Below are 20,210 nucleotides of genomic sequence, written 5' to 3' on the forward strand. Positions count from 1 at the left end.
TTTTAGCGAGTTTTTATATGACCTTAGATTGGAGTGTCTTTTGTAAAGACACTTTAACTGGAGAAGCAGCCCCGCGCTGCTTCTCTTTTTTATTTGGCATGGATCCAAATGCCGATCCTACTTATTTAGATTGGTTACTTACGGCATGGGGTTGGACCCTATCCGTAGCGGGCCTAAGTCTGGTCCTTGCGTTATTGATGGGTGTGATGATTGGCACCCTCAGAACCCTGCCACCAACAACTGTTTTAAACAAGGTCTTGGCTTTTCTTGGGACCGTTTGGGTAGAGCTATTTAGAAACATTCCTCTCTTGGTTCAGGTATTTCTTTGGTACCACGTGGTACCTGCGTTTTTCCCAGTAATGAAATCGTTCCCATCCTATTTATTGGTGAGTATCGCCTTAGGTTTATTTACATCGGCCCGTATTGCGGAGCAGGTGCGTGCAGGTATTCAATCCTTGCCATCAGGTCAGCGTAATGCTGCCATTGCTTTGGGGATGACAACCACCCAAAGCTATCGCTATGTGATTTTGCCCATGGGCCTGCGCATCATTATCCCCCCCCTTACATCAGAGTGTATGAATTTAGTAAAGAACTCTTCGGTTGCCTTTGCGGTTTCTGTACCTGAGCTCACCTTATTTGCAATGCAAGCACAAGAAGAAACGTCACGTGGCATTGAAATTTATCTTGCGGTTACGGGTCTCTATGTCATCTCGGCATTCTCGGTTAACCGAATCATGGCCTGGATCGAGAAAAAATCCCGTGTGCCTGGTTTTATTGCTCCCAGTGCCTCAGGCTCTCATTAAATCAGGGGATACGACGACACATGGATATTGATCTAAGTTTTTACAACTGGGCGTTATTTACCAGCTACCTTCAAAAAGGTTTGATCTTTAGTATTCAGCTTACGGTGATTGCCACTTTTGGGGGAATTATTGTTGGTACCGTATTAGCGCTAATGCGTTTATCGGGTAAGCCATGGTTGGTTATGCCTGCGACGATATACGTTAATACCATGCGCTCTATTCCATTGGTAATGGTGATTTTGTGGTTCTTCCTGTTGATTCCGCTGATGATTGGTAAACCAATCGGTGTTAATTTATCAGCCATCATTACATTCATTGCATTTGAGGCAGCATTTTTCTCAGAAATTGTGCGTGCCGGTATTCAGTCAATACCGCGTGGTCAGGTTTATGCTGGACAGGCATTGGGAATGAGTTATGCCCAAAATATGCGATTGGTTGTGCTACCCCAAGCATTTCGCAACATGATCCCTGTCTTTATGACCCAAACCATTATTTTGTTCCAAGATACTTCGCTAGTCTATGCAATTGGTGCCTATGATTTATTAAAAGGTTTTGAGATTGCTGGTAAAAACTTTGGGCGTCCAATTGAAACCTATTTACTAGCCGCAGTTACCTATTTCTTGATTTGTTTCACCCTATCCAGAATCGTTCGCAGGATTCAGCAAAAAGTTGCCATCATTCGATGAGTTTAGAAAGTAAATAGAAATGATTGAGTTACAACATATTTCAAAATGGTATGGTCAGTTTCAGGTTCTGACCGATTGCTCGACCACTATTAAAAAGGGGGAGGTTGTGGTGATCTGCGGACCATCAGGATCTGGCAAATCAACCCTGATTAAAACGATTAATGCCCTTGAGCCATTTCAGGAGGGTGAACTTATTGTGAACGGTATTCGTTTACATGACCCTAAAACAGATTTACCGAAGTTGCGGGCAAAGGTTGGCATGGTGTTTCAGCACTTTGAGTTGTTTCCGCATCTCTCGGTCATGGAAAACTTAACCATCGCCCAAATTAAAGTACTCAATCGCTCTCTAGAAGATGCTAAACAGCATGGCCTTAAATACCTCGAGCGCGTGGGCTTGCTAGAGCAAAAGGATAAGTTCCCAGGCCAACTGTCTGGCGGTCAGCAACAACGGGTTGCGATTGCGCGCGCTCTATGTATGGATCCAATGGTGATGTTATTTGATGAGCCGACCTCAGCCCTTGACCCTGAAATGGTTGGGGAGGTCTTGGATGTCATGGTGAAGCTTGCGCAAGAGGGCATGACCATGTGTGTGGTTACTCACGAGATGGGATTTGCCAAAAAAGTGAGTCACCGAGTTATATTCATGGATAAAGGAATCATTGTGGAGGATTGCTCACGAGATGAGTTTTTTGGTAATCCAGATGCCCGTTCCCCGCGGGCAAAAGACTTCCTTTCTAAGATTTTGGCCGACTAAGCCTTAGTCTTTTCTGCCTTTGCCCGTCCAAAATACAATAGTCAATAGAATCACTAGGGCAAGTAGTCCCTCTAGAACAAACAAGAGCATTGGGTATTCATCAAATAATTGAGCGAGCATGGACTTATTCTCTTTCCTGCGTGTAATTGTAAATCGCAAATCAGCCTTCGTTGTTCCCATAATCGCTGCAATGGCAAGTTTGCTCTTGATTTCTTGCGCAACACCCCCTACAAAATCCAGCTCCGGACCATCGGCGTCTTCATCTTTACCGCGCACTCCCAAAGTCATTGAGACGGTCGTAACTGAAGATGCTGCCTCATCAGCTAGTTTGTCCCCAGTAAACTTCAGTGACATCCCAGGATGGAATGAAGATGCGCTTGCCGATGCTTGGCAGGCATGGCTACAAAGTTGCAATGCCTTACGAAAGCGTAAGACCGGCCCGGTCAACTGGATTTCGGTTTGTGATCGCGCCAATGCTCAAAAGCCTAGAGACGCCAAAGCGTTTTTTGAGAATCACTTTCGGGCCTACTCGGTTCGCAATCAGGTAACTGGAAAGTCCGAGGGGCTGGTCACTGGCTATTACGAGCCTATTATGAACGGCTCCCGGGTTCGAACAGAGCGCTATTCCGTTCCCTTATATGCTTATCCTAAAACGTGGGCGAGAGCAAAGCCTAATCCAGCACCAACACGTGCAGAGTTGGTAAGTTCTGGTTTGCTAAAGGGTTCTGAAATTGCTTGGGTAGAAGACCCTATTGCAGCTGCGTCTATGCAGATACAGGGGTCAGGAAAGATTCGCCTTGATGGTGGACAGATCGTGCGCTTTGGCTTTGCTGGAACTAATGACCAACCCTTTAAATCCAGTGCACAGTGGCTCTTGGATCGTAAAGAAATTACACGTGCAGAAGCGACGATGCAAGGAATTTCGGAGTGGGGAAAGCGTAATCCGAATAAGGTTCAAGAGATGCTCAATGCTAATCCGCGCTTTGTATTCTTCAAAGAACTGCCGCCATCCGCGAATCAGGATTTAGGACCGATCGGCGCCTTGGGTGTGCCATTAAGTCCAGGACGCAGCATTGCTATTGATCCCCGTGCTATTCCGCTAGGAGCGCCGGTTTTTCTAGAAACTACACAACCCTTAAGTAACCAGCCTATACGACGCTTAGTCATGGCCCAAGATACCGGTAAGGCGATCGTGGGGCCAGCGCGGGTTGATTATTTCTGGGGAACTGGTGATGAGGCTGGTGAATTAGCAGGCAGAATGAAGCAAAATGGTCGTGTTTGGTTATTGCTACCGCGAAGGGATTAAAAATGTCATACAACACCATCTTAACGGAGATCGAAGGCAAGGTTGCCATCATTACCTTAAATCGACCTCAGGTCCTCAATGCACTAAATGATGAGTTAATGAACGAGCTCGGCACTGCCTTATTAAAGTTTGATGCGGATGACTCGATTGCTTGCATGATTATTACCGGAAGCGAGAAAGCATTTGCTGCTGGTGCAGATATTGGCAAGATGGCAGAGCTTGATTTTCAGGAGACCTATCGCAATAACTTCATTAGCCGTAATTGGGAAACACTCACTAAGGTTCGTAAACCAGTGATTGCCGCAGTGTCTGGCTACGCTCTAGGCGGTGGCTGTGAACTTGCCATGATGTGCGACATGATTATTGCGGCTGACACCGCTAAATTTGCTCAACCTGAAGTAAAGCTCGGCATTGTTCCGGGGTCGGGTGGTACGCAACGATTGACACGCGCAGTCTCGAAGTCCAAAGCAATGGATCTATGTCTAACTGGACGAATGATGGATGCTACAGAAGCCGAGCGCAGTGGTTTGGTGGCGCGCATTTATCCAGCCGCTCAATTGATGGTCGAAACTAAAGCAATCGCACAAACCATTGCAGCGATGCCACTTCTTACTCTAATGATGGTGAAAGAAAGTGTAAATGTGGCCTTTGAGATGAGCTTGAGCGAAGGAATTCGTTTTGAGCGAAGACTCTTTCATGCTTGTTTTGGAACTGAAGATCAAAAGGAGGGTATGGCTGCGTTTTTAGAAAAGCGACCTGCCCAGTTTAAGAATCGCTAGTTTTCTTAGCCTTTTTAGGCTAAGTAGGTTTGTGCTAGCCGAACCCAGTAATTAACGCCCACAGGAATTAGTGCGTCATTAAAATCGTATGAGGGGTTATGCAAATGGCATGGCCCCATTCCATGACCAGCAATTCGGTGATCGCCATCACCGTTCCCTAAAAATACATAGCATCCTGGCTTTTTAAGAAGCATGAAGGCAAAGTCTTCTGCTCCCATAGTGGGATCAATGCGCAAATTAACGCGTTCTGCTCCAACCAGTTCTTTCATGACCTTGCTTGCAAACTCTGTTTCTTTTTCATGATTAATGAGGGGCGGATAATTACGCTTGAATGCAATACTGGCTTTGCAGTCAAATGCCCCCGCAACTTGATTGCTAATCTCATTAAGGCGGCGCTCGATTAAGTCTAATACTTCAAGAGTAAAGGTCCGAACCGTTCCGCCTAAGATGGCGGTATCCGGGATAACGTTACTGGTCTCGCCCGCATGAAACTGCGTAATGGAGATCACTGCTGCATCAACAGGGCGCTTATTACGGGTAATGATGCTTTGTAGGGCTTGGGCAATCTGAACACCAGCCATTACAGGATCGGCACTATTGTGAGGAAGTGCTGCATGGCCACCTTTCCCCTGAATTTCAATACTGAACTCATTGCTCGAGGCCATCATAGGGCCGCTTATTACACCAAAGTGCCCCTCACCCAATCCGGGCCAGTTATGCATGCCAAAGACAGCATCGCAAGGAAATTGCTCAAAGAGACCATCATTAATCATTTCTTGTGCACCCGCACCACCTTCTTCAGCAGGTTGAAAGATAAAGACAACGCTACCCTTAAACTCACGATGATTGGATAAGTATTGCGCCGCACCTAGCAGCATCGCAGTATGGCCATCATGACCACAGGCATGCATTTTTCCAGCATGGGTAGAGGCGTGGGGAAAGGTATTTTTTTCTTGTAAGGGCAGGGCATCCATATCGGCTCGCAGACCAATCATTTTTCCGGGACCAAGCTCGCCATCAATCCGTCCGACCACCCCAGTTTTACCCAAACCTTTAAATACTGGGATTCCCCAGCTAGAAAGTGCCTCTGCCACTAACTCAGCGGTCCGTTTTTCCTCAAAACGCAACTCCGGATGAGCATGAATATTGCGGCGGATTTGTGCAATCGATTGGGCAGATTCAAGGATTTCAGGAAGGATTCTCATAGAACAATATTAGCCCAAAGCGATACACTAAGCATTAAGGCGATTTAACTGAAAAAAAGTGCAATAAATACTGATGATTACCCATAAACCATGGCGTTCGTCCTACCCTGCTGGCGTGCCGCATGAGCTCGATTACGGAGCATATGGCTCTTTATTAGATCTTTTGGATGAGTCATTTACTAAGTATGCTAATCAGCCAGCGTATTGGTGTATGGGGAAGCATTTTTCATATCAAGTCATTGATCATGCCTCTAAAAAGCTGGCTACATATCTACAAAGCTTAGGTTTAAAGAAAGGTGCGCGGGTAGCTATCATGCTGCCCAATATTCCACAATATCCAATTGCTTTATATGCGGTATTGCGAGCTGGATATATTGTTGTCAGTATTAATCCTTTGTATACGCCCCGAGAGTTATCTGCACAATTAAGTGATTGTGGTGCAGAGACTATCTTATTGCTGGAGCATTTTGGTAAAACTCTTGAGGATGCATTTGCAATAGAAGGGCAAGCGATTGCACTTAAGCATGTGGTGATCACTAGCATCGCCGAGATGTTGGGTTGGAAGGGCCCTTGGTTAGATCGCTTTATTCGTACATTTAAGCGCAAGGTAGTTCCATACGTATTACCCAATCACTTACAGAGTATTCAATTTAGTCAAGCGCTTGAGCGTGGAGCGCAGCTAAGCTATCAAAAACCAGCTATATCGCAGAGCGATATAGCTCTACTGCAGTACACAGGCGGTACGACGGGTATATCGAAGGGTGCGATCCTGACCCATCGAAATTTAATTGCAAATGTCATGCAAATTGAGGCATGGCTAAAACCCATTCAGCAACGCAAGACTATAGAAGCCTGGCATTTTTTATGTGCTTTGCCGATGTATCACATCTTTGCATTAACGGGCTGTGGTTTATTAGGTATGCGTCTTGGAGCACGGATTCTTTTGGTTCCTAACGCCCGCGACCTGCCGAACTTGATTGGAATTTTGAAAGAATTTCCAGAAATAAATGTATTCCCAGGCGTTAACACCTTGTTTCAGGCGCTGCTCAATAACTCTAAGTTTACCGATTTAGATTTCTCGCGCTGGGCCCTAACTATTGGCGGGGGTATGGCGGTACAACGATCTGTGGCGGAGCGTTGGCAGGCATTAACAGGAACGGTTATTACTGAGGGGTATGGTTTGTCGGAAACCTCACCAGTGGCATCTTGTAACACGCCACTTGCTCAAGAATTTACGGGCTCGATTGGCTTACCGCTACCCGATACCGAGATGTGTATCCGTGATGAGGATGGGCGAGATTTAGTAGCAGGTCAGGTTGGTGAAATTTATATTCGCGGACCACAAGTGATGTCAGGCTATTGGCAACAAGAGAGCGAAACCTCCAATGTCTTGGGATCGGATGGCTACTTTAGAACGGGTGATATTGGTTTAATGGATGAGGCCGGTTATTTTAAAATTGTTGATCGAAAAAAAGACATGATCTTAGTGGCTGGTTTTAATGTTTATCCGAATGAAGTGGAAGATATCGTCGCTTCGATTCCGGGCGTGGTTGAGTGCGCTGTTGTTGGTGTGCGACAGACATCGTCTGGAGAGGCAGTTAAGTTATTTGTAGTGCGTGAAGATTTAAATGTCACCGAGAGTCTCATCATGGACGTTTGTAATCGAGAGCTTACGCACTACAAACGGCCAACACAAATTGAGTTTAGAGAAAGCCTTCCCAAGAATAATGTGGGCAAAATCTTGCGCCGTGTTCTGCGCGATGAGAGTAATGCTTAGTCAAATTCTTCGTTTGGTAGCACTATAGAATCGGCAGCAAACTTGATTGCCTCTAAAGAATAAGGCGCATTAACTGCTTTTTGCAGGGATTTTGGTAAGTGCTCAATCACGCCCAGTAAGGGTGTAGTAATAAGGTCACGAAGTGCGTTGATGTTTTCATCGCGGTATGGCATTTCATGGCTAATACAGTTAGCGACCCAGCCGGCTAACTTCAAACCTCTTTTTTCAATGGCTTCCACCGTTAATAAAGTGTGATTTAAGCAACCCAAACGAATACCTACAGACAAAATAAGGGGAAGATCGATTAGTTTGCAAAAATCAGAGAGATCCTGCGTCTCATTGATTGGGGTCAAGAAGCCGCCAGCTCCCTCCACAATCACATGATCCACAGTATGTTGAATTCCTTGAAAACCCTTGAGCATTTCTTGCGGATCTAATTTGACACCTTTTTCTTTTGCTACCAAATGGGGCGCGGCTGGAAATTCAAGGACATATGGGCAGAGGAACTCCCTTGGAATTTTATTACCACCAGCAATTACATAGGTCTCAATATCTTCGTTACGTAATTGACCGACTTGGTCAATGTAAGTGCCTGCAACTAGAGGTTTAAAGGCTGAAGCAGAGCCATGCTTAGATTGATTTAATTTATAGACGATAGCAGCCGTTACTAAAGTTTTGCCAACCTCTGTATCGGTACCAGTAATAAAGTAAGAATGTGTCATGATGACCATCCCTTCGATTCAAGATCGAAAAGAGTTTTTGCTAATACAGAAATCTCAGCGTGGGTGTGGGTGGCAGACAGAGTCATTCGCAAACGAGACATTCCTTGTGGCACGGTAGGCGGACGAATCGCCGGAATCCAATATCCGGCAAGGTCTAAATCTTTGGCTAGTTGAAGTGCAGTTTCATTGCTTCCGACGACAATGGGCTGAATTGCAGTATCTGACTTTAATATTTGCCAGGTCTTAAATTGTGCGAGATTTTGCCAATGCGTGATATTGCTTCGCAGTTTGGTACGGGCTTCCTGACCAACTCGACCTTTTATCAGATCAAGACTTTGTATTAAGGCAAAGGCTACAGCAGGAGAACTTGCGGTACTGTAAATATAGGGGCGAGCCTTTTGAATTAACCACTCAATCAGGAGCTCATGAGCACAAACGAACGCTCCACTGAGGCCTGCTGCTTTGCCAAGAGTGCCAATATAAATAAGACGTTCGGAGCAAAGACCACTATCTTCCAAAATGCCGTGACCCTGATTTCCTAAAACACCAAAGCCATGGGCATCATCGATTAAAAGTAAGGCATCATGCTGCTCAGCTAGTTGAAGTAGTTCGCCTATTGGTGCTAAATCGCCATCCATACTGAAGACACCATCAATGACGATGAGTATGTGCTCAGAAGAATCTCGTTTGAGTTCATCCCCGAGCGGACCCAGATCGCGATGATCAAAGATAAACACATCGGCATTACTTTGCCCTTTGGCGAGCCGGACGCCATCAATTAGAGAGGCATGATTTAGGCGAGCTGAATAGATTCTGGAAGCACTACTCTTGAGATTGCTGAGTGCAGTAATCGCACTAATATTGGCTAGATAGCCGGTAGAAAAAAACAGGGCGTTAGCCTTAGGTATTGATTGAGCTTGGGTCTGAGCCAGTTTTGTTTCTAGCAAATCATGAATCGTTTGATGCCCGCTAATTAAATGTGAGGCGCCGCTGCCAACCCCAAATCGCCGCGCTCCCTCTGCAAGTGCATTAATTAGTTCAGGGTGGTTGGCAAAGCCGAGGTAGTCATTGCTGCAAAAGGCTTGTAGTTCTCGTCCTGCAATGTGTATTCGTGTGCCACATGGGGATTCAACGGTTCGGATCTTGCGCCTGAGTAACTGAGCATCTAGTTCTGCTAGTCCCTGAGTAATTTGGTTTTTTACAAAGAACATATCTGCTAGATATCTTTAGGACTATTTAGAGGTATTTAGGGTTTTATTAAGGGCTTGGCAAATACCCTTACTCATTAATTCTATTTCTGTGTCACTCAGAATATAAGGTGGCATGACATAGACCGTTTGCCCAATTGGTCTTATCAAAACACCTTCTTGCATCCCCCTTTGAAATAACTCTTTTGAGAGGGTTTCTGGGTTTTTAATTGAGTGCTCATGAATATCAAATGCAAAGATCATACCCTTCTGACGAACATGCTTAATTCGTTCATCAGCGAGCGTCCACGCAAATGCTTCCCAAATCTTTTTTGTACTTTCTTTATTTTTCAAAAGTATTTGTTCATTTTTGAAGATATCTAATCCTGCTAAGGCTGCTCGACAAGCAAGGGGGTTGCCGGTATAAGAATGCGAATGCAGAAATGCTTGATTTAAATCATCGGCATAAAAGGCTGCATAAATAGAGTCGCGGGTTAAACAAACGGATAAGGGTAGATATCCAGCACTAATGCCTTTTGATAAGGTTAAGAAGTCTGGCCAAATACCAGCCTGTTCACAGGCAAAGAATGTTCCCGTACGCCCGCACCCCACTGCGATCTCATCGGCAATGAGATGGACGCCATATTGTTGGCAAAGTGCCGCCGCTTTCTGGACGAAGTTGGCCGAGTGCATGGCCATTTGCCCAGCGCATTGGACTAATGGCTCAATAATCAGAGCTGCAATCTCAGTGTGATTTTTTTGTAAACACAGCTCAAGGTCCGCAATAGCTCGTTTAGCGATATCCTCAGCACTTTCTTTGGACTGCGCTTGCCGAGCATCGGGAGACATGACGACATAAACATCTTGTAAGAGAGAGCCATAGGCTTGTTTAAATAAGGCGACATCCGTTACTGCTAATGCACCCAAGGTCTCACCGTGATAACTATTTTGTAAACAAATAAATTTCTTTTTTGCAGACTTGCCCTGAATTTTCCAGAAGTGATGACTCATTTTTAAAGCGATTTCAACAGCAGACGCACCATCGCTGGCATAAAAGGCATGGCCTAAATGCCCCTGGCTTAATTGACTCAAACGTTCAGATAGTTCAATGACGGGTTGATGTGTGAAGCCCGCTAACATAACGTGCTCAATGGTATTAAGTTGTTCAATGATGGCTTGATTAATTTTTGGATTAGCATGACCAAATAAATTGGTCCACCAAGAACTAATGCAATCGAGAAAACGATTGCCTGCGGCATCAATCAACCACGGACCCTCCCCATGATGAATCGCCACTAAGGGATAAGCTTCGTGATGTTTCATTTGGGTACAGGGGTGCCATACCGAAGCAAGGCTTCGTGCAACCCAATCCACAGAATTGGAGGGGCTATTCATAGGCTTATTGGAACACTCATTGAGGGATTTAGTCTTATATCTGTTATGTTATTGGTTTTAGAGATTAAGTCATAGAAAATGATGTCAGCCCACCAAACCACAGCCCCCCTCGTTCAGGTAAAACCAAGAGCTCCCGCCGTCAGAGTGGCATGGACCCTCGAGCAGGTGGCGGCTTTATACGATCTTCCATTTAACGAACTCATGTTCCAGGCTCAAGAGACCCACCGTCAGTATTTTCCAGAGGGTGATGTCGAGCTGGCTACGCTTTTATCAATCAAGACCGGGGGCTGTCCCGAGGACTGTGGCTATTGCCCTCAAGCGGCTCGCTACCATACAGACGTAAAAGCCACTAAGTTATTGGATTTAGAGGAAGTGTTGGAGGCTGCAAAGGCAGCTAAGGCAGCGGGCTCCAATCGTTTTTGTATGGGGGCTGCTTGGCGCGAACCCAAGGACCGTGATGTGGAAAAGGTGGTTGAGATGATTAAGGGCGTAAAAGCTCTTGGCCTAGAAACCTGTGCCACGTTGGGAATGCTCGAGCCCTCTCAGGCTAAGTCTCTGAAAGATGCAGGCCTTGATTTTTATAACCATAACTTAGATACCAGTGAAGATTTTTACCCCAATGTCATTCAAACCAGAAACTATCAAGATCGACTAGATACTCTTCAGCATGTGCGCGATGTAGGAATGTCTGTCTGTTGTGGGGGGATTGTCGGTATGGGCGAAAGTCGGGAGCAACGGGTTTCATTTATAGCTCGCTTAGCTAATCTTGAGCCCTACCCAGAATCGGTTCCCATTAATCATTTAGTGCCTGTGGCTGGCACTCCCCTTGAATCCCAAGCCAAGTTAGACCCCCTTGAATTTGTTCGCACTATCGCGGTAGCCCGAATCACGATGCCAAGAGCAAGGGTTCGTTTATCAGCAGGACGTCAGGAACTCGGCAAGGCGATTCAAGCCATGTGTTTTCAGGCGGGCGCAAATTCTATTTTTTATGGCGATCAGTTACTAACAACTGGTAATCCAGAGGCCGAAGCAGATCGTCAATTACTTACCGAACTGGGTCTCAAAACCAAAGAAAGTTGTAAGACTGAAGTGCGGGTATGACAAGCAGTTTTCCAGGTAAAAATAGAAGTCCCATCGATCAACTCATTTCGGAGTTTGATACTGCTTTACGTTCGATTGCAGGGGGTGCCCATTACCGAAGACCCATTCCTAAAACCCAATTAGAAAATAATCTAAATAATAAGCAAGTACTTACTTCTGATAGTGATATGGGCCCTGATGAGCGTGCTCATTCTGCTGGTTTAATGCGGGTTAATCATGTTGGCGAGGTTTGCGCCCAAGCCCTATATCAGTCGCAAAGGTTGCTAGCAAAAGACCCCAAAACACGAGCTCTTTTGGATCAAGCGGCGCTTGAAGAAATGGACCATATGGCCTGGTGTGAAGAGCGTTTGAAAGAGCTTGATTCGAGGCCCAGTTTATTAAACCCCATTTGGTATCTTGGATCCTTTGGAATGGGGTTTTTGGCAGGGCTTGCAGGAGACCGTTGGAGTTTAGGATTTGTGGCTGAAACAGAAAAGCAAGTAGAGCGCCACTTAGATCATCATCTAGAAAAATTACCCATCACCGACCATCGTTCGCGTGCGATCGTCAGGCAGATGCGTGAGGATGAAATAGAGCATGGTGCTACCGCACTGAGTGCTGGCGGACAAGAATTACCAGTCCCAATTAAGACAGCCATGGCAGGTATTTCAAAAATAATGACATCAACTGCCTATAAAATCTAATCTACTGTTCGTTTATACAGTCTTTTCAGTGAGTAATCGCTATACACCTAAAGACGTATCTTAGGTATAAGTTACAAGTCATTGTTTTACAGCATAATTTTACTTAAACCTTTTCTTGCAAAGATTCTCTAAGTGATTGTAATCACTAAGGAATTTCCTAAAAATTTACCCAATAATACTTGACCCTATCAGAAGCTTCCTCTAAAGTGGGAGGAAGTGTGAAAAAGTGGGGTAAATTTTGTTTCAAGGTGCGTCAGCTCTTAATCTCGATGCGAAAGGACGTATGTCGGTGCCGACAAGGCATCGTGACGCCCTTATGGTGCAAGGAGAGGGCCGCGTCACCTTAACAAAACATCCTGATGGATGTTTATTGTTATTTCCACGACCCGAGTGGGAGGCTTTTCGTACCCGTATTGCTCAATTGCCGATGGATGCACATTGGTGGCGCAGAATATTTTTAGGTAATGCCGCAGAGATTGATCTGGATAGCGCCGGCAGAATTTTAGTAAGCCCAGAGTTGCGCAGTGCGGCAGGCCTTGATCGCGAAATCATGTTGTTAGGCATGGGATCCCATCTAGAAATCTGGGATGCAAATACATACGCCAGCAAAGAGCAGGCAGCCATTGCCCAGGGCATGCCTGATGCACTCAAGCAATTTACCTTTTAATGATTGGGCGACATGAACAATACCCATCGCCCAGTATTACTGGCCGAGGCAGTCACCGCCATGATCAGCAGTTCATCATTTCAGAAGGAAAACGCTCTTATCGTCGACGGAACCTTTGGTCGAGGGGGACACAGCAAAGCCTTGTTAGAGCAAATGGGATCCAATTGCAAACTCATTGCCTTCGACAAGGATTTAGAGGCAATAAGCACAGCCCAAAAAATAATAGATCCACGTTTACAAATAATTCACAGCAGTTTTGCAATGATGGATCAGTATGTCAAATCACAAACTGTGGATGCCGTATTACTCGATCTAGGAATCAGTTCGCCACAAATCGACACGCCGGAGCGAGGATTTTCATTTCGCTTCGATGGGCCGCTCGACATGCGAATGGATACCAGCTGTGGGGTATCTGCAGCACAGTGGCTTGCAAGCGCCCCGGTCGAGGAGATTACGCAAGTGATTAAAACATTTAGCGAGGAGCGTTTTGCATTCGCGATTGCTCGCGCAATCGTAAAGCAGCGCGAAGAAGGCAAAGCGGTCGAAACGACACTAGAGTTATCAAATTTAATTGCCAAAACGGTACGTACCCGAGAGCCAGGTCAAGATCCAGCCACACGTACCTTTCAAGCAATTCGTATTTATATTAATCAAGAATTAGCTGATCTAGAGAGAGGGCTGGAAGCTGCCCTCGATGTTTTAAAAATAGGCGGTCGCTTGGTGGTTATCAGCTTTCATTCTTTAGAAGACCGCATTGTGAAGCAGTTTATGCAATCGCATTCGCAAATCACAGTACCTCGCGAGTTGCCTATTCGCGCCAAAGATTTGCCCCAGGGCGATCTTGAGCTTATTGCCAGAATCAAACCTAGTGTGTCAGAGATTGAGGAAAATCCACGCGCACGCTCAGCAGTCATGCGAATTGCTGAAAAAAGAGGGATGGCGACATGAATCGCGCAACCCTTACATTGCTTGCACTTCTCTTAATCTGCGCCCTGTCATTGGTTGCTTCACAACAGCGGGCTAGAAAAACATTTGTCGCTTTAGAGCGCGCACAAGCACAAGAACGTAAATTAAATCAAGAGTGGTTACGACTTGAGTTTGAGCAAAGAAATTTATCCAAGTCATCACGAATTCGGGATGTGGCACGTAATCAATTGCGCATGAGCCCCATTACTCCTGATCGAACTCTCTACTTTAAGGAAGGTCTATGAAGCCAGTCAGGTTTTCGACCTCACCTAATGTTGTCTTACGCTTACCGATGTGGCGCTCAAGACTCATGCTCTTCTTACTGTTTGTAGCATTTGCTGCATTGGGCATCCGTGCTTTTTGGATACAGGGACCCGGTAATGGATTTTATGAAGCTAAAGCTATTAAAGGGGTGCAGCGTGAGATTGACATGCCCGCAACTCGTGGCAAGATCTTGGATCGTAATGGGCAATTAATTGCTACCAGCTTAGAGGCAAAAGCAGTAATTGCCTATACCGATAACATCCCTGCGGACCTTGCACCAGAAAAGATTACCCAACTCGCCAAATTATTAGAGATGAGCGAGACTGAAATCAAGAAAAAATTTAAGGATGAACGCAATCAAGTTTTTTTAAAAAGACAAGTTGACCCAGAAATCGCTCAGCAGGTTAGGCGCCTTGAAATACCGGGCATTGGATTAAATAATGAATACCGTCGTCACTATCCAGAGGGTGAGGCGATGGCGCACGTCATTGGATTTACAAATGTGGAGGATCGTGGGCAAGAAGGAATTGAGCTTGCGCGTGATAAGGACCTTGCAGCCCAAGCTGGAAAACGTCGTGTAGTGGTAGATCGATTAGGCCGTATTGTGAATGATATTGCCATATTACAGTTTCCACAAAACGGCCAAGATCTTCAGCTCTCCATCGATAGCAAAGTTCAATATATTGCCTATAACGCTTTAAAGAGTGCGGTAGAAAAACATAAAGCAAAAGCAGGTGGCGCAGTTGTTTTAGACGTTCGTTCTGGTGAAATTCTGGCATTAGCAAATTGGCCAAGCTATAACCCAAACTCTCGTAAATCACTAACGGGTGAGCAATTACGTAATCGAGTACTTACGGATACGTTTGAGCCTGGCTCAACCATCAAACCATTTCCAGTGGCTTTGGTAATGGAGCAGGGCAAAGTTCAGCCAGATACTAATATGACAATTGGTCAAAAGTTACTAATTGGACCTAAGCCAATTACGGATACCCATCCTCATGGGATGTTAACGGTCTCACAGGTTATTCAGAAATCTAGCAATATTGGTACAGCAAAATTAGCCTTACAACTCGAACCGAGAGAGATGTGGGATCTATTTGCAGCAGTAGGTTTTGGACAGGCACCCAACATTGGTTTTCCAGGCGCAGTTGCGGGACGCTTACATCCACATCAAAAATGGGGTCAAAGTGATCAGGCCCGTATGTCTTTTGGTTATGGAATCTCGACATCTTTATTCCAGTTGGCACGCGCTTACACCATCTTTGCACGCGATGGTGAGTTGGTACCAACCACGATCCTTCGTAACCCAGAATACAAACCAGGGACACGAGTTATGTCCGCAAAGACAGCAATCGAGATGCGCAATATGCTGGAAAGAGTTACCGAGCAGGGGGGTACAGCAATACGCGCACGTGCAGATGGATTTAGGGTTGGAGGAAAAACAGGCACAGCGCATAAAGTTGAAAGCAAGGGATATGTCGCAAATAAATACCGTGCATTTTTTGTGGGCCTTGCACCCATCAGCGCACCACGTATTGTTGTTGCAGTTATGGTCGACGAGCCTTCAGCTGGAGGGCATTATGGCGGCGAGGTCGCCGCCCCAGTTTTTTCAACCATCGTGAGTGAAACGCTACGTAGCCTAAATATTTCACCAGATCTTACCGATCGTACCTTAGTTCAAAATTTTGAGCCAATTCCAACCGGCGTGCAGGCACAAAAAGTGGTGCTCAAACAATGATGGCTACTATAAAAATGAACCGCCATGAAGCTCTATTGCATTTACAACAAGTAGTGGAGCCGACTGCAAGGATATCTGCTGACAGTCGACAAATAAAAGTAGGCGATATCTTTATGGCCTATGCAGTTGGGCATAGTAAAGCCTTGCGAGATGGGCGACCCTATATTTCTAAAGCGCTTGAGCTTGGGGTGGCCTGTGTTTTATATCAAGCAAACCATGATCGTTCAGAAAGTCCAAGCTGGGAATCAGATCTAGATGATGAGCGTTGTATTTGTGTTGAAAATCTTGCAGATGATGCTGGCTGGATCGCTGCAGAATGGTATGGCAGTCCCAGCCAAACACTTAAGCTAATTGGGGTAACCGGTACGAATGGAAAAACCAGTGTTACACAATGGCTTGCTCAGACTTTATCCAAGCATGCAGCAGTGATTGGCACATTAGGAATTGGCTTTAGCGATCAATTACACGATGTGGGCTATACCACACCCGATGCGCCGCGCTTACAAACAGAGTTATTTAAGTTGAAGCAGCTAGGCGCTCAATATGTGGCTCTAGAGGTGTCATCACACGCTTTAGACCAAGGGCGCGTGAATGGAACCCATTTTGATTGCGCAGTGTTTACTAATTTAAGTCGGGATCATTTAGATTATCACGGCACGATGGCTGAGTATGGAGCCACAAAAGCAAAATTGTTTAAAGAATTTGATGCTAAAAGAATCGTGATCAATATCGACGATTCATTTGGACGAAGCTTGTTCATGGATCTTATGAATCGTGATGACAAGATGATTTGGCTTTATGCATTGAATCCAGCAGCATTCCATAATTTAGAAAAACTTCAAGATCGTTTTAAGCCAGTTTATTTGCAAGAGTTTTATTTTATAGAAAATGCCTATCAATGCAAGATTGTGATTGACGGAAAAGTGTATCCATGCACGATTCCTGTATTGGGTGAGTTCAATCTACAAAATGCTTTAGCGGTTATTGCTACCTTAATCGCAGAAGGTATTGCCATTCCTGAAGCGTTACGGCAAGTCGAGTGTTTGAGGCCCGTAAGGGGGCGCATGGAAATCATAAAAGGGGCAAAGGCAGACGCCCCAATGATGGTTGTGGACTATGCGCATACACCCGATGCACTCCAAAAAGTTCTTGAAACACTTAGGCCAATTGCCGCAATTCGGCAGGGACAGATTTATTGTGTCTTTGGTTGTGGTGGAGATCGCGATCGTGAAAAGCGTCCGATGATGGGACAAATTGCTCGAGAGGGCTCTGATCACTTGGTTATAACCAGCGACAATCCGCGCTCGGAGGATCCTTTGCAAATTATGCAGATGATCTTTGCTGGTGTCAGGCAAGTAACAAATAGAAAAGAAGATTCTAAAACGGTCGAGATGATTGCAGATCGTGCCGCCGCCATTATGAGTGCAGTGCGACAAGCCAGCCCACAAGACATTGTTTTAGTTGCTGGTAAGGGACATGAGACCACTCAAGAGGTGAATGGAAAACGATTTGATTTTTCTGATCAAGCCCATCTACGTTTAGCCAGTGGAGGGGCGGTGTAATGCATGCAATGAATCCGATGACCAATTTAGCGCAGATACAGGCGATGCTGCCCAACAGCCATTTCATCAATATTGCGAAAGAACAGGCCAAGGGACTTAGTATTACAAAAATTGGTACGGATAGTCGTAAGTTAATAGCTGGTGAGCTATTTATAGCGCTTCAGGGTGAGCGATTTGACGCTCATCACTTTCTGGATGACGTTCAGAAGCAAGGCGCCGCCGCCGTAATTATTAGTGATGATGCCGCATGCCCACAATCGATGCCAGCAGTTTATGTCACCGATACTCGTAAAAGCTTAGCTGAGCTAGCTCACGCTTGGCGTAAACAATATGAGATTCCCCTCGCAGTGGTTACTGGTAGTAACGGTAAAACCACTGTTAAAGAAATGATTGCTTCTATATTTAAGGAAGCAGTTGGCTCAACTCAAACCTTAATGACTCATGGGAATCTTAACAATGAGATTGGCTTACCTCTCACCCTCTTGCAATTGAGATCAGAGCATCGTTTGGCGGTGATTGAGTTAGGTATGAATCATCCTGGAGAAACTGCAGAATTAGCTGCAATTGCCAAAGGAAATATTGCTCTTATTAACAATGCACAACGCGAGCATCAGGAGTTTATGCAAAGTATTGATGCAGTCGCCAATGAACATGCTGCGGTAATCCTAGCCCTACCGCACGATGGTATAGCAGTGTTTCCAGCGGAGACCCCTTACACAGCGCTTTGGAGAGAGGCTGCTGGTTCGCGTAAACAGATTGATTTTGCTTGGCAGAGTAGTAAGACAAAAAAGAGCAACGCGGTAGTCCGTGGCTATGCTTTATCCAATGACGCGATACAGATTGAATCGCCTGCTGGGGCAATCCAAGTCCAGCTTCAGACTTTGGGTGAACATAATTGTACGAACGCATTAGCAGCCTGTGCGGTAGCTCTTGCTGCCGGAATTTCGTTAGACACGATTCGGCTTGGCTTAGAAAAATTTATGCCAGTCTCAGGCAGAATGCAAGTACAGCGGTTATCAGCTCACACACGTTTAATTAATGACACGTATAACGCAAATCCAGATTCGGTAGTGGCTGCCATTAATGCTTTGGCGCAGCATACGGGTGAGCGCTATTTAGTTTTAGGGGATATGGGTGAGGTAGGTATCCAAGGGCCAGAGTTCCATGAGGAGCTCGGGCGCTATGCCGCAAAATGTGGCATTGAGCATCTATTAACGCTCGGTGACTTAAGTCAAATTGCAACCGCAGCTTATTTAAAAGCAAAGCCAAATGGCCAGGCCAAGCATTACTCTGAGCTAGGCCAATTAAATCAAGATTTACAAAGTCAGATTAGTCGAGAGAGCCTTGAACATACCAGAGTAATTACTGTGTTAGTAAAAGGTTCACGCTTTATGCGCATGGAGCGAGTTGTAGAGGCACTCCAGCAGGAGATCAAAGCATGCTCTTAATCTTGGCACAATGGTTACAGGACGACTACGGATTTTTTCGGGTCTTCTCCTACATTACATTTCGAGCGGTAATGGCAACCTTAACAGCCCTATTGATTGGTCTTGTTTTTGGTCCTTGGGTGATTCGAAAACTTACCGCCTTAAAAGCAGACCAAGCAATACGAACGGATGGCCCTCAAACACATTTAGCAAAAGTCGGGACGCCAACGATGGGCGGCGTCTTGATTTTGATCGGAATATTCATCTCATGTGTTTTATGGGCCGACCTCAGTAATCGCTTTGTTTGGATTGTGATGATTGTGACCTTTGGGTTTGGTGCCATTGGTTGGGTTGATGATTACCGAAAGGTCGTCCACAAAAACCCAAAGGGTATGGCATCTCGAGAAAAGTTCCTTTGGCAAACCCTTATAGGTTTATTTGCTGCGATTTACTTAGCCTTTTCTGTATCTGAGGTCAACAACTATAAAGTCTTACAACTGTTTATGAGTTGGGTCGAGAGTGGCTTCTCGTTGGATTTGCCTGCAAAGTCAAATTTGTATGTCCCCTTCATGAAAGAAGTGAGCTATCCATTGGGATTGATGGGTTTCATCATCCTGAGCTATCTCGTAATAGTAGGTAGCAGTAATGCGGTCAACTTAACCGATGGTCTTGATGGCCTTGTCATCATGCCAGTGATCTTGGTAGGTGCTGCGCTTGGCGCATTCGCTTATGTCATGGGTAACTCCATTTATGCCAAATACCTACTTTTCCCATATATCCCGGGGGCTGGCGAGTTATTAATTTTCTGTGGCGCAATGGGTGGCGCAGGTCTTGCATTCCTTTGGTACAACGCGCATCCCGCTCAAGTATTTATGGGAGATGTTGGTGCATTGGCCCTAGGGGGCGCGCTGGGAACGATTGCCGTGATTGTTCGACAAGAAATTGTGCTCTTTGTGATGGGAGGCATCTTCGTTGCCGAGACCGTCTCGGTCATGATGCAGGTTCTTTGGTTCAAGTTCACAAAAAAATATTATGGACAAGGGCGACGGATATTTCGGATGGCACCACTTCATCATCATTTTGAACTAGGCGGTTGGCGTGAGACCCAAGTGGTTGTGCGGTTTTGGATTATCACCATTCTGTTGGTATTAGTTGGCTTATCAAGTTTGAAATTACGTTAGGTATTTA

General features: G+C 45.5%; 20 protein-coding genes. 15 read left to right on the forward strand and 5 right to left on the reverse strand.

Annotated features, from left to right (window positions below):
- The first annotated feature begins 17 nt into the window (after positions 1–17).
- Genes NKE59_RS00740 through NKE59_RS00750 form a run of 3 tightly spaced genes read left to right on the forward strand, consistent with a single transcriptional unit; the run spans position 18 to position 2,243 of the window.
- Positions 18–803 (forward strand): amino acid ABC transporter permease, encoded by a 786-nt coding sequence (locus NKE59_RS00740; RefSeq protein ID WP_353438960.1) that lies wholly within the window; start codon positions 18–20, stop codon positions 801–803.
- Between the two features lie 20 nt (positions 804–823).
- Positions 824–1,489, forward strand: coding sequence for an amino acid ABC transporter permease (locus NKE59_RS00745; protein WP_353438961.1), 666 nt, complete (start codon positions 824–826; stop codon positions 1,487–1,489).
- Positions 1,490–1,508: 19 nt separating this feature from the next.
- Positions 1,509–2,243: an amino acid ABC transporter ATP-binding protein gene (locus NKE59_RS00750; protein ID WP_353438963.1), complete on the forward strand. Its 735-nt coding sequence runs from the start codon at positions 1,509–1,511 to the stop codon at positions 2,241–2,243.
- Between the two features lie 3 nt (positions 2,244–2,246).
- Here NKE59_RS00750 and NKE59_RS00755 read toward each other — a convergent pair whose 3' ends face one another.
- Positions 2,247–2,597: a hypothetical protein gene (locus NKE59_RS00755; RefSeq protein WP_353439960.1), complete on the reverse strand. Its 351-nt coding sequence runs from the start codon at positions 2,595–2,597 to the stop codon at positions 2,247–2,249.
- On the opposite strand from NKE59_RS00755, the gene NKE59_RS00760 reads away from it, so the two are divergent.
- Both NKE59_RS00760 and NKE59_RS00765 read left to right on the forward strand, forming a co-directional pair.
- The gene (locus NKE59_RS00760) at positions 2,572–3,549 is read left to right on the forward strand and encodes an MltA domain-containing protein (RefSeq protein ID WP_353438964.1); all 978 of its coding nucleotides are present in this window, start codon (positions 2,572–2,574) and stop codon (positions 3,547–3,549) included. The genes NKE59_RS00755 and NKE59_RS00760 overlap by 26 nt on opposite strands.
- Before the next feature lie 2 nt (positions 3,550–3,551).
- The gene (locus tag NKE59_RS00765) at positions 3,552–4,328 is read left to right on the forward strand and encodes an enoyl-CoA hydratase (RefSeq protein ID WP_353438965.1); all 777 of its coding nucleotides are present in this window, start codon (positions 3,552–3,554) and stop codon (positions 4,326–4,328) included.
- Between the two features lie 14 nt (positions 4,329–4,342).
- Here NKE59_RS00765 and NKE59_RS00770 read toward each other — a convergent pair whose 3' ends face one another.
- Positions 4,343–5,533, reverse strand: a complete 1,191-nt coding sequence (locus tag NKE59_RS00770; protein ID WP_353438966.1) for a M20 aminoacylase family protein — start codon at positions 5,531–5,533, stop codon at positions 4,343–4,345.
- Between the two features lie 73 nt (positions 5,534–5,606).
- Here NKE59_RS00770 and NKE59_RS00775 point away from each other — a divergent pair, with 73 nt between their 5' ends.
- Positions 5,607–7,310 (forward strand): AMP-binding protein, encoded by a 1,704-nt coding sequence (locus NKE59_RS00775; protein ID WP_353438967.1) that lies wholly within the window; start codon positions 5,607–5,609, stop codon positions 7,308–7,310.
- Here the strand turns inward: NKE59_RS00775 and bioD are convergent.
- The 3 genes from bioD to bioA are packed head-to-tail and all read right to left on the reverse strand — an operon-like array spanning position 7,307 to position 10,614.
- On the reverse strand, positions 7,307–8,032 hold the full coding sequence (gene bioD, locus NKE59_RS00780) for a dethiobiotin synthase (RefSeq protein WP_353438969.1): 726 nt from the start codon (positions 8,030–8,032) through the stop codon (positions 7,307–7,309). The genes NKE59_RS00775 and bioD overlap by 4 nt on opposite strands.
- A complete protein-coding gene (locus NKE59_RS00785; RefSeq protein ID WP_353438970.1) occupies positions 8,029–9,243 on the reverse strand; it encodes an 8-amino-7-oxononanoate synthase in 1,215 nt (404 codons plus the stop codon). The genes bioD and NKE59_RS00785 overlap by 4 nt, the downstream gene beginning before the upstream one ends.
- A gap of 21 nt (positions 9,244–9,264) precedes the next feature.
- Positions 9,265–10,614, reverse strand: coding sequence for an adenosylmethionine--8-amino-7-oxononanoate transaminase (gene bioA, locus NKE59_RS00790; protein ID WP_353438972.1), 1,350 nt, complete (start codon positions 10,612–10,614; stop codon positions 9,265–9,267).
- An 81-nt stretch (positions 10,615–10,695) separates the two neighbouring features.
- Here bioA and bioB point away from each other — a divergent pair, with 81 nt between their 5' ends.
- From bioB to mraY, 9 genes are all read left to right on the forward strand, one after another.
- Complete coding sequence (gene bioB, locus NKE59_RS00795) at positions 10,696–11,715, forward strand: biotin synthase BioB (protein ID WP_353439871.1); 1,020 nt, start codon at positions 10,696–10,698, stop codon at positions 11,713–11,715.
- Positions 11,716–11,747: 32 nt separating this feature from the next.
- Complete coding sequence (gene coq7 / locus NKE59_RS00800; RefSeq protein ID WP_353439872.1) at positions 11,748–12,398, forward strand: 2-polyprenyl-3-methyl-6-methoxy-1,4-benzoquinone monooxygenase; 651 nt, start codon at positions 11,748–11,750, stop codon at positions 12,396–12,398.
- A 238-nt stretch (positions 12,399–12,636) separates the two neighbouring features.
- Positions 12,637–13,065, forward strand: a complete 429-nt coding sequence (gene mraZ, locus NKE59_RS00805) for a division/cell wall cluster transcriptional repressor MraZ (RefSeq protein WP_353438974.1) — start codon at positions 12,637–12,639, stop codon at positions 13,063–13,065.
- Positions 13,066–13,077: 12 nt separating this feature from the next.
- Complete coding sequence (gene rsmH, locus NKE59_RS00810; RefSeq protein ID WP_353438975.1) at positions 13,078–14,013, forward strand: 16S rRNA (cytosine(1402)-N(4))-methyltransferase RsmH; 936 nt, start codon at positions 13,078–13,080, stop codon at positions 14,011–14,013.
- Complete coding sequence (ftsL, locus tag NKE59_RS00815; RefSeq protein ID WP_353438976.1) at positions 14,010–14,276, forward strand: cell division protein FtsL; 267 nt, start codon at positions 14,010–14,012, stop codon at positions 14,274–14,276. Before rsmH ends, ftsL begins: the two co-directional genes overlap by 4 nt.
- On the forward strand, positions 14,273–16,033 hold the full coding sequence (locus NKE59_RS00820; protein ID WP_353438977.1) for a penicillin-binding protein 2: 1,761 nt from the start codon (positions 14,273–14,275) through the stop codon (positions 16,031–16,033). Before ftsL ends, NKE59_RS00820 begins: the two co-directional genes overlap by 4 nt.
- 14 nt (positions 16,034–16,047) lie before the next feature.
- Positions 16,048–17,595 carry a UDP-N-acetylmuramoyl-L-alanyl-D-glutamate--2,6-diaminopimelate ligase gene (locus NKE59_RS00825; RefSeq protein ID WP_353438978.1) on the forward strand — a complete coding sequence of 516 codons (1,548 nt, stop codon included), beginning with the start codon at positions 16,048–16,050 and terminating at the stop codon, positions 17,593–17,595.
- A complete protein-coding gene (gene murF / locus NKE59_RS00830) occupies positions 17,595–19,043 on the forward strand; it encodes a UDP-N-acetylmuramoyl-tripeptide--D-alanyl-D-alanine ligase (protein WP_353438979.1) in 1,449 nt (482 codons plus the stop codon). The genes NKE59_RS00825 and murF overlap by 1 nt, the downstream gene beginning before the upstream one ends.
- Positions 19,034–20,203: a phospho-N-acetylmuramoyl-pentapeptide-transferase gene (gene mraY / locus NKE59_RS00835; RefSeq protein ID WP_353438980.1), complete on the forward strand. Its 1,170-nt coding sequence runs from the start codon at positions 19,034–19,036 to the stop codon at positions 20,201–20,203. Before murF ends, mraY begins: the two co-directional genes overlap by 10 nt.
- Positions 20,204–20,210: the final 7 nt, after the last annotated feature.

Source organism: Polynucleobacter sp. UK-FUSCHL-C3, assembly GCF_040409815.1.
Classification (GTDB): Bacteria; Pseudomonadota; Gammaproteobacteria; order Burkholderiales; family Burkholderiaceae; genus Polynucleobacter.

Excerpts from the sequence above, each read along its gene's own strand:
- rsmH (WP_353438975.1), top strand. The coding sequence starts at position 13,078 with ATGAACAATACCCATCGCCCAGTATTACTGGCCGAGGCAGTCACCGCC.
- bioA (WP_353438972.1), bottom strand. The coding sequence starts at position 10,614 with ATGAATAGCCCCTCCAATTCTGTGGATTGGGTTGCACGAAGCCTTGCT.
- mraY (WP_353438980.1), top strand. The coding sequence starts at position 19,034 with ATGCTCTTAATCTTGGCACAATGGTTACAGGACGACTACGGATTTTTT.
- bioB (WP_353439871.1), top strand. The coding sequence starts at position 10,696 with ATGTCAGCCCACCAAACCACAGCCCCCCTCGTTCAGGTAAAACCAAGA.
- NKE59_RS00750 (WP_353438963.1), top strand. The coding sequence starts at position 1,509 with ATGATTGAGTTACAACATATTTCAAAATGGTATGGTCAGTTTCAGGTT.
- NKE59_RS00820 (WP_353438977.1), top strand. The coding sequence starts at position 14,273 with ATGAAGCCAGTCAGGTTTTCGACCTCACCTAATGTTGTCTTACGCTTA.
- NKE59_RS00785 (WP_353438970.1), bottom strand. The coding sequence starts at position 9,243 with ATGTTCTTTGTAAAAAACCAAATTACTCAGGGACTAGCAGAACTAGAT.
- murF (WP_353438979.1), top strand. The coding sequence starts at position 17,595 with ATGCATGCAATGAATCCGATGACCAATTTAGCGCAGATACAGGCGATG.
- NKE59_RS00825 (WP_353438978.1), top strand. The coding sequence starts at position 16,048 with ATGAACCGCCATGAAGCTCTATTGCATTTACAACAAGTAGTGGAGCCG.
- NKE59_RS00765 (WP_353438965.1), top strand. The coding sequence starts at position 3,552 with ATGTCATACAACACCATCTTAACGGAGATCGAAGGCAAGGTTGCCATC.
- NKE59_RS00770 (WP_353438966.1), bottom strand. The coding sequence starts at position 5,533 with ATGAGAATCCTTCCTGAAATCCTTGAATCTGCCCAATCGATTGCACAA.
- NKE59_RS00740 (WP_353438960.1), top strand. The coding sequence starts at position 18 with ATGACCTTAGATTGGAGTGTCTTTTGTAAAGACACTTTAACTGGAGAA.
- NKE59_RS00755 (WP_353439960.1), bottom strand. The coding sequence starts at position 2,597 with ATGTCACTGAAGTTTACTGGGGACAAACTAGCTGATGAGGCAGCATCT.
- ftsL (WP_353438976.1), top strand. The coding sequence starts at position 14,010 with ATGAATCGCGCAACCCTTACATTGCTTGCACTTCTCTTAATCTGCGCC.
- NKE59_RS00775 (WP_353438967.1), top strand. The coding sequence starts at position 5,607 with ATGATTACCCATAAACCATGGCGTTCGTCCTACCCTGCTGGCGTGCCG.
- bioD (WP_353438969.1), bottom strand. The coding sequence starts at position 8,032 with ATGACACATTCTTACTTTATTACTGGTACCGATACAGAGGTTGGCAAA.
- NKE59_RS00745 (WP_353438961.1), top strand. The coding sequence starts at position 824 with ATGGATATTGATCTAAGTTTTTACAACTGGGCGTTATTTACCAGCTAC.